Origin of the sequence: Sphingosinicella soli (genome assembly GCF_014199685.1) — a bacterium.
GTDB classification, from domain to species: domain Bacteria; phylum Pseudomonadota; class Alphaproteobacteria; order Sphingomonadales; family Sphingomonadaceae; genus Sphingosinicella; species Sphingosinicella soli.
On sequence record NZ_JACHNZ010000019.1, the window covers coordinates 1 to 23,511 of the forward strand.

Annotated in this window: 22 protein-coding genes; 8 read left to right on the plus strand and 14 right to left on the minus strand. The window is 67.6% G+C overall.

Going from position 1 to position 23,511, the window contains the following annotated elements:
• Positions 1-151: 151 nt before the first annotated feature.
• From GGQ98_RS09255 to gcvA, 11 genes are all read right to left on the minus strand, one after another.
• Positions 152-679: a gamma carbonic anhydrase family protein gene (locus GGQ98_RS09255; protein WP_184068441.1), complete on the minus strand. Its 528-nt coding sequence runs from the start codon at positions 677-679 to the stop codon at positions 152-154.
• A complete protein-coding gene (locus GGQ98_RS09260) occupies positions 679-1,218 on the minus strand; it encodes a GNAT family N-acetyltransferase (RefSeq protein ID WP_184068444.1) in 540 nt (179 codons plus the stop codon). Before GGQ98_RS09260 ends, GGQ98_RS09255 begins: the two co-directional genes overlap by 1 nt.
• Entirely contained in the window at positions 1,215-2,255 is a 1,041-nt protein-coding gene (gene argC / locus GGQ98_RS09265) for an N-acetyl-gamma-glutamyl-phosphate reductase (RefSeq protein ID WP_184068446.1), read from the minus strand. The genes GGQ98_RS09260 and argC overlap by 4 nt, the downstream gene beginning before the upstream one ends.
• A 39-nt stretch (positions 2,256-2,294) precedes the next feature.
• Complete coding sequence (gene motA / locus GGQ98_RS09270) at positions 2,295-3,167, minus strand: flagellar motor stator protein MotA (protein ID WP_184068449.1); 873 nt, start codon at positions 3,165-3,167, stop codon at positions 2,295-2,297.
• Between the two features lie 70 nt (positions 3,168-3,237).
• Positions 3,238-3,843 (minus strand): redoxin family protein, encoded by a 606-nt coding sequence (locus GGQ98_RS09275; RefSeq protein WP_184068452.1) that lies wholly within the window; start codon positions 3,841-3,843, stop codon positions 3,238-3,240.
• 39 nt (positions 3,844-3,882) lie between these two features.
• Positions 3,883-5,931: a protein-disulfide reductase DsbD family protein gene (locus tag GGQ98_RS09280; RefSeq protein ID WP_184068455.1), complete on the minus strand. Its 2,049-nt coding sequence runs from the start codon at positions 5,929-5,931 to the stop codon at positions 3,883-3,885.
• Positions 5,932-6,014: 83 nt separating this feature from the next.
• Positions 6,015-7,901 carry an FAD-dependent oxidoreductase gene (locus tag GGQ98_RS09285; RefSeq protein ID WP_184068458.1) on the minus strand — a complete coding sequence of 629 codons (1,887 nt, stop codon included), beginning with the start codon at positions 7,899-7,901 and terminating at the stop codon, positions 6,015-6,017.
• Between the two features lie 109 nt (positions 7,902-8,010).
• Complete coding sequence (gene rpsI, locus GGQ98_RS09290) at positions 8,011-8,517, minus strand: 30S ribosomal protein S9 (protein ID WP_184068461.1); 507 nt, start codon at positions 8,515-8,517, stop codon at positions 8,011-8,013.
• A 3-nt stretch (positions 8,518-8,520) separates the two neighbouring features.
• Positions 8,521-8,994, minus strand: a complete 474-nt coding sequence (rplM, locus tag GGQ98_RS09295) for a 50S ribosomal protein L13 (protein ID WP_184068464.1) — start codon at positions 8,992-8,994, stop codon at positions 8,521-8,523.
• Positions 8,995-9,137: 143 nt separating this feature from the next.
• The gene (locus GGQ98_RS09300) at positions 9,138-10,157 is read right to left on the minus strand and encodes a COX15/CtaA family protein (RefSeq protein ID WP_184068467.1); all 1,020 of its coding nucleotides are present in this window, start codon (positions 10,155-10,157) and stop codon (positions 9,138-9,140) included.
• A 43-nt stretch (positions 10,158-10,200) separates the two neighbouring features.
• The gene (gene gcvA / locus GGQ98_RS09305) at positions 10,201-11,085 is read right to left on the minus strand and encodes a transcriptional regulator GcvA (protein WP_184068470.1); all 885 of its coding nucleotides are present in this window, start codon (positions 11,083-11,085) and stop codon (positions 10,201-10,203) included.
• A gap of 88 nt (positions 11,086-11,173) precedes the next feature.
• On the opposite strand from gcvA, the gene GGQ98_RS09310 reads away from it, so the two are divergent.
• The 5 genes from GGQ98_RS09310 to GGQ98_RS09330 are packed head-to-tail and all read left to right on the plus strand — an operon-like array spanning position 11,174 to position 16,946.
• A complete protein-coding gene (locus GGQ98_RS09310; RefSeq protein ID WP_184068474.1) occupies positions 11,174-12,166 on the plus strand; it encodes a DUF1338 domain-containing protein in 993 nt (330 codons plus the stop codon).
• A gap of 40 nt (positions 12,167-12,206) precedes the next feature.
• A complete protein-coding gene (locus GGQ98_RS09315) occupies positions 12,207-13,403 on the plus strand; it encodes an aspartate aminotransferase family protein (RefSeq protein WP_184068477.1) in 1,197 nt (398 codons plus the stop codon).
• A complete protein-coding gene (locus GGQ98_RS09320; RefSeq protein WP_184068480.1) occupies positions 13,403-14,404 on the plus strand; it encodes an arginine N-succinyltransferase in 1,002 nt (333 codons plus the stop codon). The genes GGQ98_RS09315 and GGQ98_RS09320 overlap by 1 nt, the downstream gene beginning before the upstream one ends.
• Positions 14,401-15,807 carry a succinylglutamate-semialdehyde dehydrogenase gene (astD, locus tag GGQ98_RS09325; RefSeq protein ID WP_184068483.1) on the plus strand — a complete coding sequence of 469 codons (1,407 nt, stop codon included), beginning with the start codon at positions 14,401-14,403 and terminating at the stop codon, positions 15,805-15,807. The genes GGQ98_RS09320 and astD overlap by 4 nt, the downstream gene beginning before the upstream one ends.
• A 26-nt stretch (positions 15,808-15,833) precedes the next feature.
• Positions 15,834-16,946 carry an S-(hydroxymethyl)glutathione dehydrogenase/class III alcohol dehydrogenase gene (locus GGQ98_RS09330; protein WP_184068487.1) on the plus strand — a complete coding sequence of 371 codons (1,113 nt, stop codon included), beginning with the start codon at positions 15,834-15,836 and terminating at the stop codon, positions 16,944-16,946.
• 119 nt (positions 16,947-17,065) lie between these two features.
• Here the strand turns inward: GGQ98_RS09330 and GGQ98_RS09335 are convergent, their stop codons facing one another.
• Positions 17,066-18,601, minus strand: coding sequence for a phospholipase D family protein (locus GGQ98_RS09335; RefSeq protein ID WP_341534171.1), 1,536 nt, complete (start codon positions 18,599-18,601; stop codon positions 17,066-17,068).
• Between the two features lie 135 nt (positions 18,602-18,736).
• Here GGQ98_RS09335 and GGQ98_RS09340 point away from each other — a divergent pair, with 135 nt between their 5' ends.
• Complete coding sequence (locus GGQ98_RS09340; protein WP_184068493.1) at positions 18,737-19,975, plus strand: acetyl-CoA C-acetyltransferase; 1,239 nt, start codon at positions 18,737-18,739, stop codon at positions 19,973-19,975.
• Between the two features lie 12 nt (positions 19,976-19,987).
• Positions 19,988-20,764, plus strand: a complete 777-nt coding sequence (locus tag GGQ98_RS09345; protein WP_184068496.1) for an SDR family NAD(P)-dependent oxidoreductase — start codon at positions 19,988-19,990, stop codon at positions 20,762-20,764.
• A gap of 136 nt (positions 20,765-20,900) precedes the next feature.
• On the opposite strand, the gene GGQ98_RS09350 is transcribed toward GGQ98_RS09345, so the two are convergent.
• Together GGQ98_RS09350 and GGQ98_RS09355 are read right to left on the minus strand one after the other, a co-directional pair.
• Positions 20,901-21,617, minus strand: coding sequence for an SIMPL domain-containing protein (locus GGQ98_RS09350; protein ID WP_207791334.1), 717 nt, complete (start codon positions 21,615-21,617; stop codon positions 20,901-20,903).
• Positions 21,618-21,714: 97 nt separating this feature from the next.
• Positions 21,715-21,969 carry a GlsB/YeaQ/YmgE family stress response membrane protein gene (locus tag GGQ98_RS09355; RefSeq protein ID WP_184068502.1) on the minus strand — a complete coding sequence of 85 codons (255 nt, stop codon included), beginning with the start codon at positions 21,967-21,969 and terminating at the stop codon, positions 21,715-21,717.
• Between the two features lie 362 nt (positions 21,970-22,331).
• Between GGQ98_RS09355 and GGQ98_RS09360 the strand changes: the two genes are divergently transcribed.
• Positions 22,332-23,507, plus strand: coding sequence for an efflux RND transporter periplasmic adaptor subunit (locus tag GGQ98_RS09360; RefSeq protein WP_184068505.1), 1,176 nt, complete (start codon positions 22,332-22,334; stop codon positions 23,505-23,507).
• Positions 23,508-23,511: the final 4 nt, after the last annotated feature.

Consider the following 23,511-nt stretch of genomic DNA (forward strand, 5'->3'; position numbering starts at 1 on the left):
CTCAGTCGTTGTGGCGCTCCCATGGAGTATCTGTCCCATAGCGCATCCTTCCATTGCTGGCTGAATAATGCACCATCAAAGCCTGGGATAAAACACCTAGGCCTTTGGCCAAGGCTTCGTATCCTCTCCCGCGGGCGGGAGAGGAGGGGGGTCAGGGGTTTACGATGGGCAGATCGTGGTGGGTTTTCGCCAGTCTTGCGTAGTGCTTCGGCCCTTCGCGGTTTCCGGCGATTTCCTGGGGGGTGAGGTCGCGGACGTATTTGGCGGGGCGGCCCGCCCACATCTGGCCCGAGGGGATGCGCTTGCCCGGCGTGAGCAGCGCGCCCGCCGCGAGCATCGCATCGCTTTCGATGACACAGCCATCCATCACGATCGCGCCGAGGCCGACGAAGGCGTCGTCGTGGAGCGTGCAGCCGTGGATGATGGCGGTGTGGCCGATGAGGCAGCGGTCGCCGATCATGGTGTCGAACTTGCCGCCGGAGATGTGGACGACGGTGCCGTCCTGAATGTTGGCGCCTGCGCCGACGGTGATCGTGCCGACATCGCCGCGCAGCACGCAATTGTACCACACGCTGGACCCTGCGCCGATCTTCACCTTGCCGATGACCTGCGCGCCCGGCGCGATGAAGGCGTCCTGCGCGATATCGGGCACGGCGCCCTCGTAGGCGTAGACGGGCATCAATCCCACTCGCGCGCGCGGGCGTAGGCGATGATGCGCGTCTCTTTGCCGCCGGTGACCTGCGAGCTTTCGTAGAAATCCAGCTCCGGCTTGCGGCGCATCCGCAGGCGATCCATCAGCCCCCAGCTGCGCGTGTTTTCAGACGTGGTGAGCGCGATGATGCGATCGCACTCCAGATTGGCGAAGCCCCAGTCGAAGCTGGCGTAAGCGGCTTCCTTGGCGAAACCCTGGCCCCAGCAATCGGGCCGGAAACGCCAGCCGATCTCGATGTCGCCCGCGACCGGCGTGCCCGCCTTTTCGCAGACGATCAGCCCGCAGAAGCCGATGAAGGAGAAATCCGCCTTGCGCTCGACCGCCCAGAAGCAGTGGCCGTGCGTCTTCTGGCTCTGGATCATCCGCTCCATCGCGGCATCGGCATCGGCCGCGCGGCGCGCGCCGCCGAGATGCTCCATCACGCGCTTGTCGGCGCAGAGCATGCGGAACGGCAGGCGGTCGGACTCGCGCCAGGGGCGCAGCTTCAGGCGTTCGGTGACGATCATGGGAACAGCGGCGCCGCAAGGAGCCCGGCGGTTTCGGGCAGGCCGAACATCAGGTTCATGTTCTGGATCGCCTGACCCGACGAGCCCTTCACGAGGTTGTCGATCGCGACGATGACGATGGCGCGGCCGGGGATGCGATCCTCGAACACGTTCATCACGCAGTGGTTCGAACCGCGCACCATGCGCGTCGACGGGCCTTTGCCTTCGGGCAGCAGGTGCACGAACGGCGCGGCAGCGTAGCGGTGGCCGAGCGCGGCGCGCAGGTCCGCCGCGCGCTTGCCGGGCATCAGCTCGACCGTGATGGTTTCAAGCTCGCCGCGGTTCATCGGCACCAGATGCGGCGTGAAGCTGATGGTGACGGGGCCGTTCGCGCGCTTCGACAACTCCTGCTCGATCTCCGGCATGTGGCGGTGGCGGCCGATGCCGTAGGGGTGGACGGCCTCCGCAACCTCGGTGAAGAGGTTCGCTTCCTTCAGGCTGCGGCCCGCGCCGGAGACGCCGGAGAGGGCGTTGATGGTGATGCGCTCGTGGCCGATGAGGCCGGATTCGAGGAGCGGCAGCAGCGCGAGCAGCGCCGCCGTGGGGTAGCAGCCGGGGCAGGCGACGATGCGCGCGGCGGGCAGCATGTCGGCGGCATATTCGGTAAGGCCGTAGATCGCATCGGGCAGAAGCTCTGGCGCGGGGTGCGGGTTGCCGTACCAATCCGCGTAGGTTTCGGCGCTGTTCAGCCGGAAATCCGCCGACAGATCGATGATGCGCGGCCCCACGAGCGTCGAGAGGAGCTCTGCGGAGGCGGCGTGCGGCAGGCAGCCGAACACGGCGTCGATGCCCGCCCAGTCGATCTCGTCGGCGCGGACGAGGCCGGGCAGGGGCACGTGGGCGAAATGCGGCCACACGTCCGCCATCGATTGCCCCGCCTTGGCGTTCGCGCTGAGCGCGGCGATTTCGATATCGGGATGCGTGAGCGCGAGGCGAACGAGATCGGCGCCGGTGTACCCCGACGCTCCGAGCACGGCGATGCTGATTTTCTGCGACATGGGGCGGGGCTTAGCGGATATGCCGGGGGGATTCCAGCGCTAGACGAGATCGCGCGGCAGGGCGTCGAGGGCGGCTTCCATTTCCGCGAAGGTGGGCGCGTGGTCCGAAGGGGTGGTGCGGCGGCCGAGCTCTACCGCGACCTGCGGGGCCTGGCCCTGCAGGTGCGCGACGATGACCGTTTTCACGAGCGTGAGGTACTTCGCTTCGGCGTCGATCACCTGCGCGAGGCGGGAGGCGATGGGGCCGACGACGGTGTAGCTGAGCAGCACGCCGAGAAAGGTGCCGACGAGCGCGCCGCCGATCATGGCGCCCAGCACTTCGGTGGGCTGATCGACCGAGCCCATGGTCTTGATGACGCCGAGCACGGCGGCGACGATGCCGAGCGCGGGGAGACTGTCGGCGAGGGTCTGGAGCGCGCCCTGCGCCTGATATTCCTCGGCGATGTGGCGATCGAGATCGGCCTCCATCGCGTCGGCCATCTGGTTCGGGTCTTCGAAGTTCATCGCCATCATGCGCACGTAATCGCAGATGAAGGACACGAGCGCCGGATCCGCCGCGATGCGGGGGAAAGCCGCGAACAGGCGCGATTCCGCAGGATATTCGATGTGGCTTTCGATCGCGACGACGCCGCGCGTGCGCAGCGTCTTGATGAGGACGAAGAGCAGGCAGAGGAGATCGCGGTAGTCGTCCTTGCCCCAGCGCTCGCCCGCGAACGCGCGGCGCACGCCGTCAACGGCGCGGCGGAGCGTCGTGCCGCTGTTGGCAATGATGAAGGCGCCCGCCGCCGCGCCCGCGATGACGAGCAGTTCCTGCGGGAGCGCCCCGGCGATGATGCCGAGCTCGCCGCCCGCAATCAGGAAACTGCCGAACACGCAGACAAGCACGATGGCCAGCCCGAAAAAGATAATCACGACCCACGACCCCGCGAGACAGATACACGTACGCAAGGGTCATGGTGGGGGCGGGCTGGTTAAGGGGGCTTTAAGCGTCCGGGTACTTCACCGTGCAGCCGTACGCGCGCGTGACCGGATCGGCGACGGCGCGCCCCGCTGCGACAGCGCCGAGCGCGGCGGTGACGTAGTTCTTCGCGCCCTTGATATCCGCCGGATTCGCGGTCGGCTTGTCGTCGATGGCGCCCGCGTAGCGAAGCACGCCCTTGCCGTCGATGACGTACATGTGCGGCGTGGCGCGCGCATCATACGCCTTGCCCACCTTGCCCGCAGGATCGAGGAGATAGGCGGTCGGCTGGGATTTCCAGTCCTTCATCTCCTTCGCGGCGAGCGCGCCATCGACGTGGCCCTGCTTGCCGGGGGCGCTGCTGTTGACGGTGAGCCAGACGACGCCCTTCGCCTTCGCATCGGCCTGCAATTTCTGCATGTTACCCGAATCGTAGTGCTTCTTGACGAACGGGCAGCCGCTGTTCATCCATTCGAGAACCACGGTCTTTCCGGCGTAATCCTTGAGGCTGACGGTCGTGCCCGCTGCCGTTTGCGCCGTGAAGGCGGGGGCGGGCTTGCCGACCTGCGGCGCGGCGATGGCGGGAACCGCGAAGGCGATGGCGGCGAAAGCGGCGATTGCTGTTTTCATGTCTCGTCTCCCATTTCGTGAGCGGCGAACATGCCACAATCAGACGCGGCGCGCGAGTTCCAGCATCATCGATTCGCTGAGCAGCTGCGGCAGCACCTCGGCCTCTCGGCCCTGCGGATAGAAGAGATAGAGCGGCACGCCCGCGCGGCCCTGGCTTTCCAGAAAGCGCGTGATCGCCGGATCGGCATTGGTCCAGTCGCCGACGAGCGTGCGGATTCCGGCATCGGTAAAGGCGGCCGTGACGGGGGCGGCGGAAAGCGCGCCGTTTTCGTTCACCTTGCAGGTGATGCACCAGTCGGCGGTGAAATAGACGAATACGGGCCCTTCGCCGCGCAGCGCGGCAAGGCGGACCTCGCTGAATGGTTCGACATTCGGCAGGGCGGCGCTCGCGGTGGACGATTCGGCGCGCGGCGTGATCTGGAAGATCATGACGAGCGACAAGGCGGCCACGACGAGCGGCACGGCGGCGGAGCGCCCGCCCTGCTGGCGGATGCCGACCCACCAGAGCCCGGCGGCCAGGAAAACGGCGGCGGCAAGGCCGAAGGCCATGCCCGCAACGCCCGCCTGCCGCCCGAGCACCCATGCGAGCGCAACGGCGGTGGCAAGCATCGGCAGCGCCATGACGCGGCGGAACGTCACCATCCACGGGCCGGGCTTTGGCAGGCGGCGGCGCAGCGCGGGAATGAAGCCGATGAGGATGAAGGGCAACGCGAGCCCGAGCCCGAGGCCCGCGAAGATCAGCAGGCCGAGCGCAGGCGGCAGCAGGATGGCGGCGCCGAGCGCAAGCCCCATGAACGGCCCGGTGCAGGGTGTCGCGACGATGGCGGCGAGCGTGCCGGTCCAGAATGCGCCCTGCGCCCCGCCGCGCCCCGCGAGCGCATCGCCGCCCACGCGCGGCGCGCTGATTTCGAACAGTCCGGCAAGGTTGAGCGCGATGGCCGTTACGAGCAGCAGCAGCAGGAAGATGACGCGCGGATCCTGAAGCTGGAACGCCCAGCCGATTTCGGAGCCCAGCGCCCGGAGCGCGAGGATCGCCGCGCCGAGCGCAACGCAGGTGCCGACGACGCCCGCCGTGTAGGCAAGCGCATCGCGCCGCGCCGCGCGTTCCGAATGGCCTCCGCTCGCAAGGCTGAGCGCCTTGAGGCCGAGGATGGGAAAGACGCAGGGCATCACATTGAGGATGAAGCCGCCGAGCACGGCGAGCGCGAGCGCGGTGAAAACGGAGGGGAGGCCTGTTTGGTGCGGGTCGTGGCCGGTTTGGGCGAGCGGCGCGCCCGCTGCGGCGACCTCGCCCGCGCGCGCCGTGAGGCTTGCGCCGAAATGGCTGCCGTCGGTTCGGTCGAGGCGCAGTATGCCGGTCACGTCGCCGGGATCGGCGGCCGCGCCCGCCACGGTTTCGATGATGAGCGTGTCGCCGACGCGGCTTACGGCCTGCGGCGCGTCATAATCCAGAACGCCGTCGGCATCGGGGAAGAAGTAGCCGTCGGCGATATCGTCCGCGCCCGCAGTATCGACCGACAGGCGGAACTTGCCGTCTGCGCGGGCATATCGCGCGGGCCAATCGACCGGGCGCGGCAGCGCGGCGCGCGCCCTGTCGAAACGGGGCGCGGCGGCGGGATCGGCGGCGCCGTCCCCGACCGTGAGATCGATCGCCAGATCGGCGGTTTCAGGAACGCAGAGTTCGTCGTCGCAGACGAGATAATCGACGCGCACCTTCACCGGTAGCGCCGTGCCGGGCGCAAGCTGCGGGACGGTGAGATCGACGAGGAGCGCCGATTCGCCTTCGAACACATAGTTCATGATGCCCGACACGGTGAATGTCGACGGCACCGGATACCTTATCGCCGAGGCGGAGGCGCCCGGCGGGAGGGTCCAAGCGGCCTGCGTTTCCATGCCCGCGCTGCCCGGATTCTTCCAGTATGTGTGCCAGCCCGGCCTTGGGGTCATCACGATCGCGAGCGCGGCACTGCCCGGCGCGGGCGCGGCGCTTTCCGCGATCAGCTCAACCCGGGTGTGCGGATTCTGGACGGCGGCGGCAAACGCCGGCGAAGCGAGAACGGCAAGCAGCAGAAGGGCGGCGCGGAACATGGCGCCAAGGCTTAGCCTTCCCTCGCGCATCCGAAAAGGGCCGGCGTTGCCGCCGACGCTTCCGATTGCGTTTGCAAGGCCGATCAGGCGCGCGGGGTCTCGTTCGGGCGGCTCTCGCTCGCCTTGCCTGCATCCGCATCTTCGTCTTTGTCGTCTTCGTCCGTGTTCGTGGCGCTTTCAGGCGGGCTGGCGCTGCCGGTGCTCGTGAACGAATCGTCGATGGGCGCGGCATCGGGCAGCATATCGAAGTCCTGATCCATCGCCTGATCGCCGACGAGCAACAGGCCGAGAAGGCAGGCCGCGATCAGTTCCGCCGGAATGGACCGGCGTTTCGCAGCGACGGCGCGCTGTGCGGGAGGCGGGGCGCTCACGCCCTGCAGCGGGGCGGTGTGCGCCATCCGCTTTCCGATCGCATCGCCGGTGCGCGCGGCGAGGGCGATGATCGTGAGCGTGGGGTTCGCCCAGCCCGAGGTGGGGAACAGCGAACTGCCCGCCACGTAGAGATTGGCGGTGCCGTGGACGCGGCCTTCGGGATCGCACACGCCCTCCGCAGGGCTGCTTGCCATGCGCGTGGTGCCGATGTGATGATAGCCGCCGATCGGGTGCGAACTGATGAGCGGGTCGGTCGTCCAGCGGCGCCCGCTGCCGAGCAGCCACTGCGCGGTTTCGACACGGCCCATGCCGAGGCGTTCGAGTTCGTGCCCGAAATCCTCCACGAGCACGGCGACGCTTTCGATGTCGAGCTCGCTGAGCCGCCAGTCGAGCGTGATGCGCGGGACGCCGAGCGCGTCGGTTTCCGTATCGAGCATCACGCGGCTGTCGGGGTTGGGGGCCTGTTCGGCGCGCACGAGCAGCGCAAGATCGAGGCCGCCCGTCTTGTGGAGCAGCCACGGACGCAGCGGATCGGCGCGTTCCTGCACGAACGACGCGGCGCGCTTGGTGAGCATCCAGAGGCCGCGCCCGGCGCGTGTCGGCGCGGTCTTGTGCTTGAGGCCCGAATAGGCGCGCATGCCGATGAACTGGCGCGCGTCCGCCGGTTGCCGCCCCGCGACGATCATCGAGGTGTTGAGCACGCGCCGCTCCGCCTGCCGCGCCGCGCTGGGCGTGACGAGCGCCGCGACCTTGCGGCCGTCCACGCGGTGCGGGCGGGCGAAGGCCTTGAGCAGCGCCCAGGCATCGCCTTCCACCACGCGCCCGCCGCGCGCGTGCGGATGCTCCATGAAAAAGCGGCCGACGAGATCGCGGTCGTTGCCGAGGCGGTTCGCAAGCAGCAGGCGCGGGTTTTCCAGCCCCCCGGCCGCCAGCACGAAATAGCGGGCGTGAATGCGCACCGCGCGCCCGCCGAGGCTTTTCGCGTCGACATGCGTGACCGCGCCGGCCGCGTTCGATGCGATTTCCGTGACGGTGGCGTGGGTGACGATCGTGCAGCGCGGATGCGCGCGAAGCGCCGCGCAGGCATCGAACGTGAAGCGGTTGAAGCGCTCGTCGAACTGCCATGTGCCGAGCGAAAGACGCGCCGGATCGAAATCCGGCAGCGGGACGCCCGCAGCCTTCATCGCCGCCGCCGTATCGGGGCCTTGCGGGAAGCCGAGTTCGGCCCACGCCTCGCGGTAGTAGGGCTCCAGCGTTTCGCGCGAAATCGGCCAGCCCGAATGCGGCACCCAGTCGCGGCGCTCGAAATCGATCGGATCAAGCTCGGCGCAGCGGCCGCCCCAGATCGCGGTGGTGCCGCCGAAAAAGCGCAGGCGGGAATCTTCAAGATCGTAGTACGGCTCGCCGACGTTGCGGCCGGCGCCGAGTCGCGCAGTCTCCGCCTCGTAATCGATGCCGCCGCTTTCGAGGAGCGTGACGCTGCGGCCCTGGGCAAGCAGGCGGCGCGCAACACCGATCCCGGCGGCGCCCGCGCCGATGATGCACACTTCCGTCAGCCCGTTGGGCGGGATGTCATCGGTTTCAAGGTCGAAGTACATGGTCCGAAATATAGCAGATTCGGGATGAACCGGCGATCAACAGAACAAGGATAAAACAAAAAAGGGCGCCCGAAAGCGCCCTTTTCCACGAAGTGGTTGAAAACTTCGATCAGCGTTTCGAGAACTGGAAGCTCTTGCGCGCCTTGGCGCGGCCGTACTTCTTGCGCTCGACCGTGCGGCTGTCGCGGGTGAGGAAGCCCGCAGCCTTCACGACACCGCGCAGTTCAGGCTCGAACTTGGTGAGCGCCTGGCTGATGCCGTGCTTCACTGCGCCGGCCTGACCCGAAAGCCCGCCGCCCGAAACGGTGGCGACCACATCGAACTGACCGCCGCGCTGCGACACGTCGAAGGGCTGGTTGATGACGAGACGCAGCGTCGGACGCGCGAAATACACGGTCTGATCGCGGCCGTTGACCGTGATCTTGCCCGTGCCCGGTTTGATCCAGACACGCGCGACGGCATCCTTGCGGCGGCCGGTGGCATAAGCGCGGCCCTGCGCATCGATTTCCTTCTCGCGCAGCGGCGCGGAGGAGACGGCGACAGGCGTACCCGAAGCCGGAACGGTTTCGACGGCGAGATCCTTCAGATCTTCAAGGCCCATTTTCTCTTCAGCCATGACTTAGGCACCCACCTTGTTCTTGCGGTTCATCGACCCGACGTCGAGGAGCTGCGGATTCTGTGCGACATGCGGATGCTCGGTGCCTGCATAGATGCGAAGGTTGCGCATCTGCGCGCGGCCGAGCGGTCCGCGCGGAACCATGCGCTCGATGGCCTTCTCCAGAACACGCTCCGGGAAGCGGCCTTCGAGGATCTTGCCGGCCGTGACGGCCTTGATGCCGCCCGGATAACCGGTGTGGCGGTAGTACGTCTTGTCCTTGAGCTTGTTGCCCGTGAACCGGACCTTGCCCGCGTTGATGACGATGACATTGTCGCCGCAATCGACATGCGGCGTGTAGATCGCCTTGTGCTTGCCGCGCAGGCGATTGGCGATGATCGAGGCGAGACGACCCACGACGAGGCCCTCGGCATCGATCAGCAGCCACTTCTTTTCGACTTCGGCGGGCTTCGCCGAGACGGTGGACTTGGTGTGCATGGTTCGATCCCAAAACAAAGGCGGGCCGGATGAAGCCGCCCGCGTGAACGGCGCGGCATATGATGGAGCGCCGCAAAAGCGTCAAGCGAAATAGGCGCTTATGCGTGGGGTATTATGGTGTTCAACGAAATTCGCGTGCGGAATCAGCGCATTCGCCGCCCCGGCCTGCCGAGCCCGTGCGCGCACGACACCGCCGCCCACACCAGCAGCGCGGCAACCGCCTGATGCGCGACCGCGACGTGGAGCGCGACGCCGGTGAGCAGCGTCGCGATGCCGAGGATGATCTGCGCGGTAAGCAGCAGCAGCACGAAACGCGGCGCGCCGCCGCCGCTTTCGCGCGCCGTGCGCACGGAGAGAAGCACGAGCAGCAGCGCGGCGATCCACGCCCACCAGCGATGCGCCCACTGCACGACGACGGGATTGTCGATGACGTTGCGCCACAGCGGCTCCAGCCACTCCACGCCTTCGGGGAAGACGCGCCCGCCCATCAGCGGCCATTCGGCGAAGGCGTGGCCCGCGTTGAGACCCGCGACGAACGCGCCGAGCACGATCTGGATCGCCAGCACCAGCAGTGTCAGCACGCTGAAGCCGGTAAGACGCGAGCGAACCTCGCCGCGCGCGTGCGCCGTGAGATCGCGCGCGGTCCACACGAGGCCGCCGAGAATGACAAGCGCGGCGCCGAGATGCACGGCGAGGCGGTCGTGCGCGACGTCGGGGCGATCGACGAGGCCGGACGCGACCATCCACCAGCCGATCGCGCCCTGCAGCGCGCCGAGCGCGAGGAGTGCGAGCAGGCGCGGCTTGTAACCTTCGGGAATCGCGCGGCGCACCCAGAACCACGCCAGCGGCAGCGCGAAGGCGAGGCCGATGAACCGGCCGAGCACGCGGTGCAGATACTCCCAGAAGAAGATCGCCTTGAACTCCGAAAGCGACATGCCCCGGTTGACCTTCTGGTATTCCGGATAGGCCTTGTAGGCTTCGAACTCGGCGTGCCATTCGGCCTCGTTCAAAGGCGGGACGACGCCCGAGATCGGCTCCCAGCGCACCATCGAGAGGCCGGATTCGGTAAGCCGCGTGATCCCGCCGACAACGACCATCACGAAGACGAGCGCGGCGACGGCATAAAGCCAGAGCGCAATGGCACGGGGGCGGGCGGTGGTCATGCGCCCGGGATTAATGCAGCACGCGGGGCGCGCCAAGCGGCCACTATGACGCGGCTTCGCGCACCACCCAGTCGCGGAAGCGGGCGAGGGCGTGGGTGCCGCCGGTTTCGGGGGAGACGAGATAATACGCGTCGTCGGTGGAGAGCGGCAGGGCGAAGGGGGAGACGAGCGCGCCCGATGCAAGCTCCGGCTCGATCAGGAAGCTGGGGATGAGCGCGATGCCCGCGCCCGCCGCCGCAGCCTGCGCGAGCATCAGGAAATGCTCGAACGTGGGGCCGGGGGCACCGGGCGCGGCGACGCCGGCGAGGCGGAACCAGCGCGCCCACGCGTCCTTGCGCGAGGTCTGGAAGAGCAGCGGCTTGCCGATGAGGTCGGCGGGCGCAGCGAGCGGGTTCGCGGCGAGCCACGCAGGCGCGCAGACGGGGATCGATGTTTCGCGGAACAGGAAGTCGTGCGCGGCGCCTGGCCAGTCGGGCAGGCCGAAGTGGATCGCGGCGTCGAAATCCTCCCCGGCGAAGTCGAACGTGTCCGACCGCGCGGCGAAATTGACGACGAGGTCGGGGTGCTCGGCGGTGAAACGGGGGAGGCGCGGCGCGAGCCAGCGCATCCCGAAGCTCGGCAGGGTCGCGATGCTCAGCGCGTTGTCGGGGCGCCGGGACGCCAGGCGCGCGGTGGCGCGGCGGATGCGATCGAGCGCCGGGGTGATCTCGTCGGCATAGGCGCGGCCGTCGGCGTTGAGCGCGACGCGGCGGCCGGTGCGGTCGAACAGCGGCGTCTGCAGCCAGTCCTCCAGAAGCGCGATCTGGCGGCTGACGGCGCTCTGCGTCAGCCCGACCTCTTCACCCGCGCGCGAGAAGCTGCCGTGGCGCGCGGCGGCGGCAAAGCTGGTGAGCGCGCCGATGGGCGGCAGGTGGCGACGTTCGTTCATTCCAATCTCGCATGAACAGATGAAGGCTCATTGTTTGTCATACTCTGCGTTTCCTGACAATTGGCGCTGGAACGCAGGGAGTCTGGTTATGTCGAATGTGAATGAAGGAACGATCGAACGGCTGGTGACGGGGACGCGGGCGCTCGGCGCGCTTGCGATCGACCCGGCGCTGCTCGCGGAAACCGGCGACACCGTGTCGCGCGCGGCGTTCGCGATGGCGATGAACGTGCTGCTGTTCGACGACCTTCTGAGGCGCGTGCCGAGCGGCGCGGCCTATGTGGCGGAGACGGTGGCGCGCGGCGCGCGCATCACCTTCGACCACGGCGCGCTGCGGACCATCCGTTTCCGCGAAGGGCCGACCGGCGCGCTTCCCGCCGGGCAGGACGCGTTCCAGCGCATTCTGGAACCGCTCGGCTACCGGGTTGCCGACACCTATCCGCTGCCCGCGCTGCGCATGACGGGGCGCGCCTATTGCCATCTCGACGCGCCGGAGGCGATCCCGCAGTTTTTCGTGAGCGAGCTTCATGTCGAGCGCTTCGACGAAGGCTTCGTGCGCACCGCAGAGCGCGTGTTCGGCACGACGCGCGATCCGCTGAACGCCGACGCGCAGGATGTGCTTGCAGCGTTCGCGGCGGGCGGCAGCGTGCCGTACGCGGATGCCGTGGTGGCGTTGCCTGCGATCGTCGCCTGTTTCGACTGCCACCACGACCCCGTGACGCTCGGCGATTATGAGGCGCTGCTTGCGCGCTCCGGCGAAGCGGCGTGGATCGCGACGGAAGGCAATGCCTTCAACCACGCGACCGACCGCGTCGCCGATGTCGATGCGCTCGCCGCGTGGCTGAAGGCGGAGGGGCGCCCGATGAAGGACACGGTGGAGGTGTCGAGCAGCGGCCGCGTGCGCCAGACGGCCTTCCGCGCCGACAGCTTCGAGCGCAGGTTCGCGGGCGGCGTGCGCCGCACCGTGCCGGGCTCGTTCTACGAGTTCATCACGCGCGACGCGGACCCCGCGAGCGGCAGCCTCGACCTGCGCTTCGACAGCGGCAACGCGACCGGCATCTTCGCGATGACGCGCGCGGCGTAACGCGTTAAGCAGCGCCGAACAGCTTTTTATGGAGAAGATCATGTCCGATACCTTGCTTGGGGTTTACAGCCGGGCGCCGCTCGTCGTCGATCGCGGCGAGGGCGTGTGGCTCTATGATGTCGACGGCAACCGCTGGCTCGATTGCGTCATGGGCATCGCCACCGACGGGCTCGGCCACGCGCATCCGAAGCTGGTCGCGGCGCTGGAAGCGCAGGCGAATAAGCTGTGGCACGTGTCCAACATCTTCCGCATTCCGGGACAGGAGGCGCTCGCGCAGCGCCTGATCGATTCGACGTTTGCCGACGTCGTGTTCTTCGGCAATTCGGGATCGGAGGCGATCGAAGGCGCGCTGAAGACGGCGCGGCGCTATCACCATGTGAACGGATCGCCCGAGCGGATCGACGTGATCGGCTTCGCGGGATCGTTCCATGGCCGCACCTATGCGGCGGTGAACGCTTCGGGCAACGCATCGTACCTCGACGGGTTCGGGCCGCGTCTGCCCGGCTATGTGCAGCTGACGCTCGACGACGAGGCGGGCATCGCAGAGGCGATCGCGCGCCCGACGACGGCGGCGGTGATCGTGGAGCCGGTGCAGGGCGAAGGCGGCGCGCGGGCGCTGACCGGTGAATGGCTGAAACGCGTGCGCGACCTCTGCACGCAGCACGGCGTGCTCCTGATCTATGACGAGGTGCAGAGCGGCATGGGGCGGACCGGCAAGCTCTTCGCGCACCAGTGGTTCGAAGGCGTGGAGCCCGACATCATGGCGATCGCCAAGGCGCTGGGCGGCGGCTTCCCGATCGGCGCGTTCCTTGCGACCAAGGAAGCCGCGAAGGGCATGGTCGTCGGCACGCACGGTTCGACCTTCGGCGGCAATCCGCTGGCGATGGCGGTGGGCATCGCGGCGTTCGACGAAATCGCCAAGGAAGAGACGCTGGCGCACGCGCGCGCGGTTTCGGCCGAACTCGTTCAGCAGCTGAACGCGCTGAAGGACATTCACGGCGACATGATCGTCGACGTGCGCGGCAAGGGGCTACTGATCGGGCTCAAGCTCGTGCCCAACAACCGCGAATTCATGGCGCTCGCCCGCGACCACGGTATCCTCGTGGCGGGCGGCGGCGAGAACTGCGTGCGGCTGCTGCCGTCGCTGCTGCTTTCCGGCGCCGAAGCGGCAGAGGTCGTGACGCGGCTCGACGCGGCGTTCGCCGACGCGCGGACGCGTCTCGCCAGGGCCGCCTGATGCTGGCGATCCGGCCGGCGCGCCCGGCCGATCTTGATGTGATGATGGAACTCGCGGTGCTATCGGGCCGCGGGTTCACCAGCCTGCCCGAAGACGAGGCGACACTCGCCGCGCGCCTCGACCTTGCCGAAGCCAGCTTTACCGGCGCGGTGGCGCCCGCAGAGGCGTGGTACACGATCATGCTGGAGGATACCGAAACCGGGCGGGTCGAAGGGCTCGCCGGGGTTCGCGCTGCCGTCGGCCTCAAGCGCCCGCACTTCTCGTTCCGCGTGATGACGCTCGCGCAGTATTCGTCGGCGATCGGCACGCGCTTCGACCATCAGGCGCTGGTGCTGGTGAACGAGTGCGGCGGCTGGACCGAGGTGGGATCGCTGTTCCTGCGGCCCGAGCGGCGCAGCGGCGGCGCGGGCAGCCTGCTCGCGCGCTCGCGCTACATGCTGATCGGCGCCGAGCCGACGCGCTTTTCGCACACGATCATGGCGGAGCTGCGCGGCTGGTTCGACGAGCACGGCAAGTCGCCGTTCTGGGAAGGCGTCGCCTCCAAGTTCTTCCGCCTGCCCTTCGAGGAGGCGGACCGCATGGTGACCTCCACCGACGGGCAGTTCATCCTCGACCTCGCGCCGCGCCACCCCATCTATGTCGACCTGATCGACAGCCACGCCCGCGAGGCGATCGGCCGCGTGCACCGCGACGGCGAGCCCGCGCTGACGCTGCTGGAAAAGGAAGGGTTCGACCGATCGGGGCTGATCGACATTTTCGACGGCGGACCGACGATGACCTGCGCCAGCGATGAGGTGGCGACGATCCGCGCCTCGCGCACGCTGCGGCTGGAGATCGGTACGCCGGGCGAGGGGCAGGCGCTGCTTTCGACGACGCAGATCGACGGGTTCCGCTCTGTGCGCGCGGCGGCGGATATCGGCGAGGCGGCCGTGACGATCAGCAGCGAAGCCGCCGACGCGCTGAAACTGAGGGGCGGCGATCCGGTGAGGATATCGGCATGACGATTTTCCGTTCGATCGACCCGGCCACGGGCGAAACCGTTTGGGAAGGCCCGGCGGCGAGCGCGGAGGACTGCAACGCCGCCATCGGACGCGCGCGCGCCGCGCTCGGCGCGTGGCGGGCGCGACCGGCGGAGGAGCGCATCGCGCTCGCGCGGCGCTACGGCGACGTGCTCGGCAGTCGCAAGGCCGCGCTTTCGCAGCTGATTTCGCGCGAGACGGGCAAGCTGCTGTGGGAGACCGAGGCCGAGATCGCTTCGATGATCGGCAAGGTGGAGATTTCGATCCGGGCGTTCGGCGAGCGCACCGGAGAGCGGGCGGCGGACATGCCGTTCGGGCGCGCCGTGCTGCGCCACCGGGGGCACGGCGTGATGGCGGTGCTGGGGCCGTACAACTTCCCCGGCCACCTGCCGAACGGGCATATCGTTCCGGCGCTGATCGCGGGGAACACGGTGGTGTTCAAACCTTCCGAGATCACGCCCGCGATCGGCGAAGCCATGGCGGCGGCGTGGGCGGAGGCGGGGCTTCCCGAAGGCGTGCTCAGCATCGTGCAGGGTGCGCGGGCGACGGGCGAGGCGCTGGTCGCGGGCGATATCGACGGGCTGCTGTTCACGGGTTCGGCAGGCGCGGGCGCGGCGCTGCGGCGGGCGCTGGTCGATCGGCCGCATGTGAGCCTCGCGCTCGAACTCGGCGGCAACAATCCGCTGGTGGCGTGGGATTCGCCCGAGGCGGCCGCGTCGATCATCGTGCAGTCGAGTTTCGTCACCACGGGCCAGCGCTGCTCGTGCGCGCGGCGGCTGATCGTGCCCGAAGGCAAGGTCGGCGACGCGATCGTCGAGGCGGTGGACGCGATGGCCGGGCGGCTGCGCATCGCGGCGTGGGACGAGCCGGGCGGCGCCTTCATGGGGCCGCTCGTGTCCGATGCCGCCGCAATCGGCGCGCGCGCGGCGGCGGACGGAATCGTCGCGCGCGGCGCAAAGGTGATTCGGCCTTTCGAGGGCATCGCGGGACGTTCGGCGGCGTTCGTGTCGCCCGCGATTCTCGATGTGACGGGCATCGATGTGCCCGACGCCGAGATTTTCGCGCCGGTGGTGCAGGTGATCCGCGTTCCCGACTTCGATGCGGCGATGCGCGCGGCGAACAACACGATATTCGGGCTTTCGGCGGGCCTCATCAGCGAAGAAGCGGGCCTTTGGGCGCGTTTTGTCGAGGAAAGCCGCGCGGGCGTCGTCAACCGCAACCGTCCGACGACGGGCGCGGCGGGCAATATGCCGTTCGGCGGACTCGGAGCCTCTGGAAATCATCGCCCAAGTGCGTATTACGCAGCGGACTATTGCGCATACCCGATCGCCAGTTTCGAGGCGGACGGGGTTGGCGCGGTGGAGGTTCCCGGATTAGACGGGTGACCAATACGCTGACGGAGGGGTGATTCATGAAGACGCGCGCGGCTGTGGCATTCGAAGCCAAGAAGCCTCTTGAGATTGTGGAACTCGACCTTGAAGGCCCGAAGGCGGGCGAGGTGCTGGTCGAGATCATGGCGACGGGCATCTGCCACACGGACGCCTACACGCTCGACGGTTTCGACAGCGAAGGCATCTTCCCGAGCGTTCTGGGCCATGAAGGCGCAGGCGTCGTGCGCGAGGTGGGGCAGGGCGTCACCTCGGTGAAGCCGGGCGACCACGTGATCCCGCTCTACACGCCCGAATGCCGCCAGTGCAAAAGCTGTCTTTCAGGGAAGACCAACCTCTGCACCGCGATCCGCGCCACGCAGGGCAAGGGGCTGATGCCCGACGGCACGACGCGGTTCTCCTACAAGGGTCAGCCGATCTTCCACTATATGGGCTGCTCGACCTTTTCGAACTTCACCGTGCTGCCCGAAATCGCGGTGGCGAAGATCCGCGAGGACGCGCCGTTCCAGTCGAGCTGCTACGTCGGCTGCGGCGTGACGACGGGCGTGGGCGCGGTCATCAATACCGCCAAGGTGCAGGTCGGCGACAACGTCGTCGTGTTCGGCCTGGGCGGCATCGGGCTCAACGTGCTGCAGGGCGCGCGGATGGCGGGCGCGAACACGATCATCGGCGTGGACATCAACCCGGACCGCGAGGAATGGGGCCGCCGCTTCGGCATGACGGACTTCCTCAACTCCAGGGGGATGAGCCGCGAGGATGTCGTCGCGAAGATCGTCGCGATGACGGACGGCGGCGCGGATTACACGTTCGACGCAACCGGCAACACCGAAGTGATGCGCACCGCGCTCGAGGCCTGCCATCGCGGCTGGGGCACGAGCATCATCATCGGCGTGGCCGAGGCGGGCAAGGAGATCAGCACACGGCCTTTCCAGCTCGTGACGGGGCGCAACTGGCGCGGCACGGCGTTCGGCGGGGCCAAGGGCCGCACCGACGTTCCCAAGATCATCGACATGTACATGACCGGCAAGATCGAGATCGATCCGATGATCACGCATGTCATGGGCCTTGAGGAGATCAACAAGGGCTTCGAGCTGATGCACGCAGGCGAAAGCATCCGCAGCGTGGTGGTTTACTGAGCGTCTCACCCCTCCTCTTCAGGGGAGGGGCCGGGGGTGGGGCGTATCCTCATACGCGACCTCGGAGAAGCGGCACCGCCCCTCCCCAACCCCTCCCCTGAAGAGGAGGGGCTTTAACTTCAGAGAAGCCACTCGATCGGCAGGCGCGCGAGGAGGCGGATGGCGAGGCGCTGGAGCAGCGTGGTGCCGGGTTCGGTGTCGTGGACATCGATCCCGTCCTCGGTGCGTGCGATCCAGCGCAGGCGGCCGCTGTCGCTCAGCGTCACCTCGTAGGCGCTCATCGGAATCGCGCTTTCGAAGGCGTCCTGCACGTCTCGCGCAAGCTCCGGGGATTCGATGACGAAGCCCAGTTCGGTGTTGAGATGCAGCGAACGCGGATCGAAATTGAACGATCCGACGAACAGCCGCTCGCGGTCCGCCGTGAAGGTCTTGGCGTGAAGCATCGAGCCGCTTGAGCGGAGGATCGATCCGGTGACGGAGGACGCGCCCGATCCGCCGACGCCAAGCGGCAGGCGGCGCTTGCGGCGCGTGCCCGCGTGCGGGCGCCGCATCTCGAACAGGCGGATGCCCGCCTGGATCAGCGGCTTGCGGCGCTTCGCGTAGCCGGCGTGGACGATCGCCACGTCGGTCGATTCGAGCGCGTTCGTCAGCACGCTGATGTGAACGCCCTGCGCGGCGAGACCCGCAAACGCGGTGACGCCTGCGGCCGTGGGCACGAAATAGCCGGAAACGAGCCCGATTTCGCGCCGGGGCTGCCCGATCGCATCCTGCAACTGTTCGCCCAGCGACGTGCCGGGCTTCGCCTTGTCGAGCACCTTGGCCGGGTCGTCGCTCACCATCCGGACGGGCGCCCAGACGAACGGCAGCGAGCCGTCGAGCATATCGGAAATGAAGGGCAGCGACTGCACCGTCTCGATGTAGGTCTTCGCCCTGGGGTCGGCGCGCACCTCCGCCGAACGCCGCGCAAGCTCCTCCAGCTGGTCGATGCCCACGACGGGGAGCACGCGCGCCGCGGGCCAGGACGAGGCGCAGTTCCAGTAGCGATCGAAATCGCGCGACACGTCGCTGACCACCGCGCCGATTGCGAGAACGTCGAGATCGGCGAAGAGATCGCCGTCGCGCGCGGCGAAATATTCGTCGCCGACGTTGCGCCCGCCGATGATCGTCGCCTGGCAATCGGCCGTGAAGCTCTTGTTGTGCATCCGCCGGTTGAGACGCTTGAAGTCGGTGAGGTAGCCGAGCGCCTTGGGGTGGCGGAAGAAGAACGGGTTGAACAGCCGCACCTCGATCATCGGATGGATGTCGAGCGCGGCGAGCAGATCGTCGAGGCCGGCGATGCCGTTGTCGTCGAGCAGCAGCCGCACGCGCACGCCCCGATCCGCTGCTTCGCGCAGCGCCTCCAGCATGAGCATCCCGGAAAGATCGTCGCGCCAGATGTAATATTGCACGTCGAGGCTGCGCTCGGCGGCGCGGGCGAGGAGGATGCGCGCGGCGAAAGCCTGATGCGCGTCGGCAAGCAAATGGACGCCCGAAAGGTCGGGCCTTGCGGCTGCTTCCCGCCTGATGCTGCGGCCGAGCCGTGTGGCTTCCGTATCGGACAGCGCCCGGCTCGGCGTTCGCGGCTCAAGCGGCGGCGAGTGTCTGAACCGGCGCACGATCTCTCCCTGCATGAACCCGAACCGTGGCCGAAAGCGTGGAAGGAAGCAAACAGGCTGTGAGTTTGAAGCGGTATCGCCGCGCCCACGCTTTCCTCTAGAGCGACGCGGAAGACGGAAAAAACGGAGACGGACATGCCAGAAGCGCTGATTATCGATGCAGTCAGAACCCCCCGCGGAATCGGAAAGGTCGGCAAGGGCGCGCTTGCCGACATCCACCCGCAGCAGGTGGGCGCGACTGTGCTCAAGGCGCTTGCAGAACGGAACGATCTCAACACCGCCGAGGTCGACGACATCATCTGGGGCACGAGTTCGCAGACCGGTCCGGCGGCGGGCGACCTCGGCCGCATGTCGGCGCTCGATGCCGGATACGATATCCGTTCCTCGGCGGTGACGCTCGACCGCTTCTGCGGATCGGGCATCACCACGGTGAACATGGCGGCGGCCTCGATCATGTCCGGGATGGAAGACTGCATCGTCGCGGGCGGCACCGAGATGATGTCGCAGACCGGGCAGGGCGTCTCCGCCGATGCCTCGCGCACGATGGATCGGGGCAACCGGCGCCTGCGCGGCCGCCACCCGCAGCCGCACCAGGGCGTCTGCGCCGACGTGATCGCAACGCTGGAGGGCATCAGCCGCCGCGATCTGGATGCGCTTGCCGTGCTCAGCCAGCAGCGCGCCGCCGCCGCGATCGCGGGCGGGCACTTCGATCGCAGTCTGGTGCCTGTCTACCGCGAGGACGGCAGCCTGGCGCTCGACCGGGAGGAGTTTCCACGCCCCGGCACGACGCTCGAAAGTCTCGCGCAGCTGCAGCCCGCGTTCACGCGGCTGATCGACATGCCGCTCGACGAGGACGGGCTGACCTATCGCAGCCTTGTCCGCCAGGCCTATCCGGACCTCGAGATCGAACACGTCCACCACGCGGGCAATTCCTCGGGGGTTGTCGATGGATCGGCGGCATTGCTGCTGGCATCGCCCGCCTACGCGGCAAAGCGCGGGTTGAAGCCGCGCGGGCGCGTCGTGGCGATGGCGAACATGGGCGATTCCCCCACGCTGATGCTGAATGCGCCGGTGCCGGCCGCGAAGAAGGTGCTGGCGAAGGCCGGGCTGACGGTCGATGATATCGACCTGTTCGAAATCAATGAGGCGTTCGCCGTCGTCGCGGAGAAATTCATCCGCGACCTGAAGCTCGACCGCGACCGGGTCAACGTGAACGGCGGCGCGATGGCGCTCGGCCACCCGATCGGCGCGACAGGATCGATCCTGATCGGTACGCTGCTCGACGAGCTGGAGCGGCGCGACCTGAAGCGCGGGCTTGTCACCATGTGCGCGGCGGGCGGCATGGCGCCCGCGATCATCATTGAACGTGTCTGAGGGAGAGACATCATGAGCATACCCGAACTTTTCGACCTGACCGGCAAGGTCGCCGTCATCACCGGCTCCTCGCGCGGGATCGGCAAGGCGATCGCGCACCGGATGGCGGAGCACGGCGCGAATGTCGTCGTCTCCAGCCGCAAGCTCGATGCGTGCGAGGCGGCGGTGGCCGAGATCAACGCTGCCGTCGGACGTGACGCGGCGATCGCGATCACGGCCAATATTTCCGTGAAGGAAGAGCTTCAGGCGCTGATCAGCAGCGCGACGGCGAAGCTCGGCAAGGTCGATATCCTGGTCTGCAACGCCGCTTCAAACCCGTACTTCGGGCCGATGGCGGGGATCGCGGATGAGCAGTTCACCAAAATCCTGCACAACAATATCGTTTCGAACCACTGGCTGATCCAGATGGCGGCGCCGCAGATGGCCGCGCGGAAGGACGGGGCGATCATCGTCATCTCGTCGATCGGCGGGCTGAAGGCCTCGACCATGATCGGCGCCTACAACATCTCGAAGGCGGCGGACCTGCAGCTGGTGCGCAACTACGCCGCCGAATACGGCCCCGCGAACGTGCGCGTGAACGCGATCTGCCCCGGCCTCATCAAGACGGACTTCGCGAAGGCGCTGTGGGACAATCCCGAAATCCTGAAGGAAGCGACCGCGCATTCGACGCTGCAGCGCATCGGCGATCCCGACGAGATCGCGGGGATGGCGGTGTTTCTTGCGGCAAAGGCGGGCGGCTTCACGAGCGGGCAGGGCATCGTGATCGACGGCGGCGCCACCATCGTTTAGCGCTGTATCGGCTCGGGAAAAGCCCCGCCCCTTCAGGGGAGGGGTTTGGGGTGGGGCGGTCCCGGCAGACTCTGCCGAGCGTGAGGATACGCCCCACCTCCGGCCCCTCCCCTGAAGCGGAGGGGGGTATTTCTTCCTACTGGAGTTCGAACACCACCGTTACGTTGACGTTGGTGCCGACCTCGCCGGCTTCGATCGGGGGTGCTGCCGCCATATCGGCGGATTCGCGCTGCACCATCATCTTGGGCATCGGGTAGGGCGGCTGGTAGCCGCCGCCTTCGGTGATCGAAACGATGCGCTTCACGCGCATTCCGGCGGCGCCTGCGTAGAGATCGGCACGCGTGCGGGCCTTCTTCACGGCGTCGAGCCGGGCCTCGTTGGTCGCTTCCTCGGGCTTGTCGAGGCCGAAGCTCGGGCCGTTCACCTGGTTCGCGCCTTGCGTGACGAGCGCATCGATCACATCGCCCGCGCTTGCGAGCTTGCGTAGCTTCACCGTCACCGTGTTGCTTGCCTGATAGCCGATCAGCTGCGGCGCCTTGCGCTCCTCGTACGTGTACTGCGGGTTCAGGTTGATGTTCGAGGTCTGGATGTCGCGGTCGGCGATGCCGGCTTTCTTGAGCGCGGCGACGACGCGGGTCATCTGGCTGTTGTTGGCGGTCAGCGCGGCGCGCGCCTCCACGGCCTGCGTGACGACGCCCGCCGAGATCACGGCGATATCGGGAACGCGGGTGCTCTCGCCGGTCGCGGACAGCGACAGCAGGGTTTCGGCGGGGACGCTCGGCGCGGTCTGGGCGGCGACAGGGGCCGCGGCAGCGGCGAGTGCGCCGATGGCGAGAAGCGTTGCAGTACGCATGTCTTTCATTCCTTTCGTTTTCCGCCCCAAAGCATCGGCGGCGGACAAGTTGCCCTATCCGCCGCCTGACATGAACCGAAGTTGAAAAAACCCGGCTTTAAGCCTGCCGGGCCTTCACGAGGCGATAGATCCAAAGAAGCAGGATCGCCCCTGCCGTTGCGAGCAGGATGTTGACGAGGTTCCCCCCGCCCAGACCCACCATGCTGCCGATATAGCCGCCGATCAGACCACCGGCGATACCGATGAGAATGGTGACGATGATACCGCCGGGATCCTTGCCCGGCATGATCCACTTTGCGAGCACGCCGGCGATGAGGCCGACAACGATCCAACCGAGAAAACCATAGTCCATCTGCTCACTCCCTCTGTTTTTCAGAAAAACCGTAGATGACTGTCACGTTTCCTGCGGTCCCGGAACGGCGGTATGCCGACCGGGCGATCCGCGAACACACCTCCTGTCGTGCGTTCGTCGATGATAAAATCCGTTTATCGAATACCTGTCGAGCCGAAACTTCCTGTGGAGTCTACGCAACGTGTGCTGAAATATTCGGTTATTGGCTCGTTTGATTGCTCTGAACGTGCTAATCGCCGCGCGTTTTACATCATCCGGGCCATGCTCGAATGCTCCCGGGTGTCATGCGGACCTTGCGCGAACTGACCTATTCGGGTAATACACCTTTCGATACGAAACAGGCACAGTCACTGGCGATGAACATGCATCAACCCGTCGATAGCTCTTTCAGGAGCAGCGTTTCCCGGTCGTGGTCATCGACCGGGGAGGGCGGCAGCCGTCGCCGTATTCTGATCGTGGCGGTCATCCTCGTCGCGGCGGCCGCTGCGGCCTGGTTCATCTTCGGCGGCGGCGGCGATGCGCCTGCCGCAAACCCCGATGCGAGCCGCCCGGTCATCACCGTGATGGTGCCCGGCGTCACGCAGGTCGCCGACAGCGTCAGCGCGGTCGGCAGCATCGCGGCGCGCCGCGATATGCCAGTGGGCGTTCAGGGCGAGGGCGGCGCTGTCGTGGCGGTGCTCGTGGATGCCGGCGACTATGCGCAGAAGGGGCAGGTGCTCGCGCGCATCGACCGTTCGGTGCTCGAACAGCAGGTGAGCCAGCTGCAGGCCTCCGTAACGCGGGCCCGCGCCGATGCGGCGCTTGCACAGTCCGAGCTTGACCGGGCGCAGTCGCTTGTCTCGCGCGGCTTCATTTCCAAGGCCGACATCGACCGCCGCACGGCGACGCGCGACGGCGCCAACGCCGACGTGAACGTCGCCGCGGCCCAGTTGCGGGAAGCGCAGGCACGCCTCGGGCGGCTCGATATCCGCGCGCCCGAAGCCGGGCTCATCCTTGAACGCAACGTGGAACCCGGCCAGGTCGTCAGCTCCGGCAGCGCCGCGGTGTTCCGCATGGCGCAGGACGGCGCGATGGAAATGCGCGCGCTCGTCGCGGAGCAGGATCTCTCCGGTATGCAGGTCGGCCAGGAGGCGACGGTGCAACTGATCGGCTCGCAGACCCGGTATGCCGGGCGGATCTGGATGGTGGAGCCGGTCATCGATCCGCAGACCCGCCAGGGGCTCGTGCGCATTGCGCTTTCCGGCGATGCTTCGCTGCGTCCGGGCGGCTTCGCCTCGGCGCGGATCGAAGTGGGCAGGGCCGACCGGCCGCTGCTGCCGGAATCGGCCGTGATGGGCGATGCGGAGAGCAGCTACGTTTACGTCGTGCTGCAGGACGGCACCGTCGAGCGCCGCGAAATCAAGGTGGGCATGGTCTCATCGGCGGGCGTGGGCGTGTCGAGCGGCCTTTCCGGCAAGGAGCAGGTCGTGATGTCGGCGGGCGCGTTCCTCAATCCGGGCGAGAAGGTGACCCCGGTTCTGCACAAGCCGCAGAAATAAGCCA

Bases quoted from the DNA above. Each gene is read 5' to 3' on its own strand.
- GGQ98_RS09255 (WP_184068441.1), bottom strand. From the start codon at position 679: ATGCCCGTCTACGCCTACGAGGGCGCCGTGCCCGATATCGCGCAGGAC.
- GGQ98_RS09260 (WP_184068444.1), bottom strand. From the start codon at position 1,218: ATGATCGTCACCGAACGCCTGAAGCTGCGCCCCTGGCGCGAGTCCGAC.
- argC (WP_184068446.1), bottom strand. From the start codon at position 2,255: ATGTCGCAGAAAATCAGCATCGCCGTGCTCGGAGCGTCGGGGTACACC.
- GGQ98_RS09275 (WP_184068452.1), bottom strand. From the start codon at position 3,843: ATGAAAACAGCAATCGCCGCTTTCGCCGCCATCGCCTTCGCGGTTCCC.
- GGQ98_RS09280 (WP_184068455.1), bottom strand. From the start codon at position 5,931: ATGTTCCGCGCCGCCCTTCTGCTGCTTGCCGTTCTCGCTTCGCCGGCG.
- GGQ98_RS09285 (WP_184068458.1), bottom strand. From the start codon at position 7,901: ATGTACTTCGACCTTGAAACCGATGACATCCCGCCCAACGGGCTGACG.
- rpsI (WP_184068461.1), bottom strand. From the start codon at position 8,517: ATGGCTGAAGAGAAAATGGGCCTTGAAGATCTGAAGGATCTCGCCGTC.
- rplM (WP_184068464.1), bottom strand. From the start codon at position 8,994: ATGCACACCAAGTCCACCGTCTCGGCGAAGCCCGCCGAAGTCGAAAAG.
- GGQ98_RS09300 (WP_184068467.1), bottom strand. From the start codon at position 10,157: ATGACCACCGCCCGCCCCCGTGCCATTGCGCTCTGGCTTTATGCCGTC.
- gcvA (WP_184068470.1), bottom strand. From the start codon at position 11,085: ATGAACGAACGTCGCCACCTGCCGCCCATCGGCGCGCTCACCAGCTTT.
- GGQ98_RS09310 (WP_184068474.1), top strand. From the start codon at position 11,174: ATGTCGAATGTGAATGAAGGAACGATCGAACGGCTGGTGACGGGGACG.
- GGQ98_RS09315 (WP_184068477.1), top strand. From the start codon at position 12,207: ATGTCCGATACCTTGCTTGGGGTTTACAGCCGGGCGCCGCTCGTCGTC.
- GGQ98_RS09320 (WP_184068480.1), top strand. From the start codon at position 13,403: ATGCTGGCGATCCGGCCGGCGCGCCCGGCCGATCTTGATGTGATGATG.
- astD (WP_184068483.1), top strand. From the start codon at position 14,401: ATGACGATTTTCCGTTCGATCGACCCGGCCACGGGCGAAACCGTTTGG.
- GGQ98_RS09330 (WP_184068487.1), top strand. From the start codon at position 15,834: ATGAAGACGCGCGCGGCTGTGGCATTCGAAGCCAAGAAGCCTCTTGAG.
- GGQ98_RS09340 (WP_184068493.1), top strand. From the start codon at position 18,737: ATGCCAGAAGCGCTGATTATCGATGCAGTCAGAACCCCCCGCGGAATC.
- GGQ98_RS09345 (WP_184068496.1), top strand. From the start codon at position 19,988: ATGAGCATACCCGAACTTTTCGACCTGACCGGCAAGGTCGCCGTCATC.
- GGQ98_RS09350 (WP_207791334.1), bottom strand. From the start codon at position 21,617: ATGCGTACTGCAACGCTTCTCGCCATCGGCGCACTCGCCGCTGCCGCG.
- GGQ98_RS09355 (WP_184068502.1), bottom strand. From the start codon at position 21,969: ATGGACTATGGTTTTCTCGGTTGGATCGTTGTCGGCCTCATCGCCGGC.
- GGQ98_RS09360 (WP_184068505.1), top strand. From the start codon at position 22,332: ATGCATCAACCCGTCGATAGCTCTTTCAGGAGCAGCGTTTCCCGGTCG.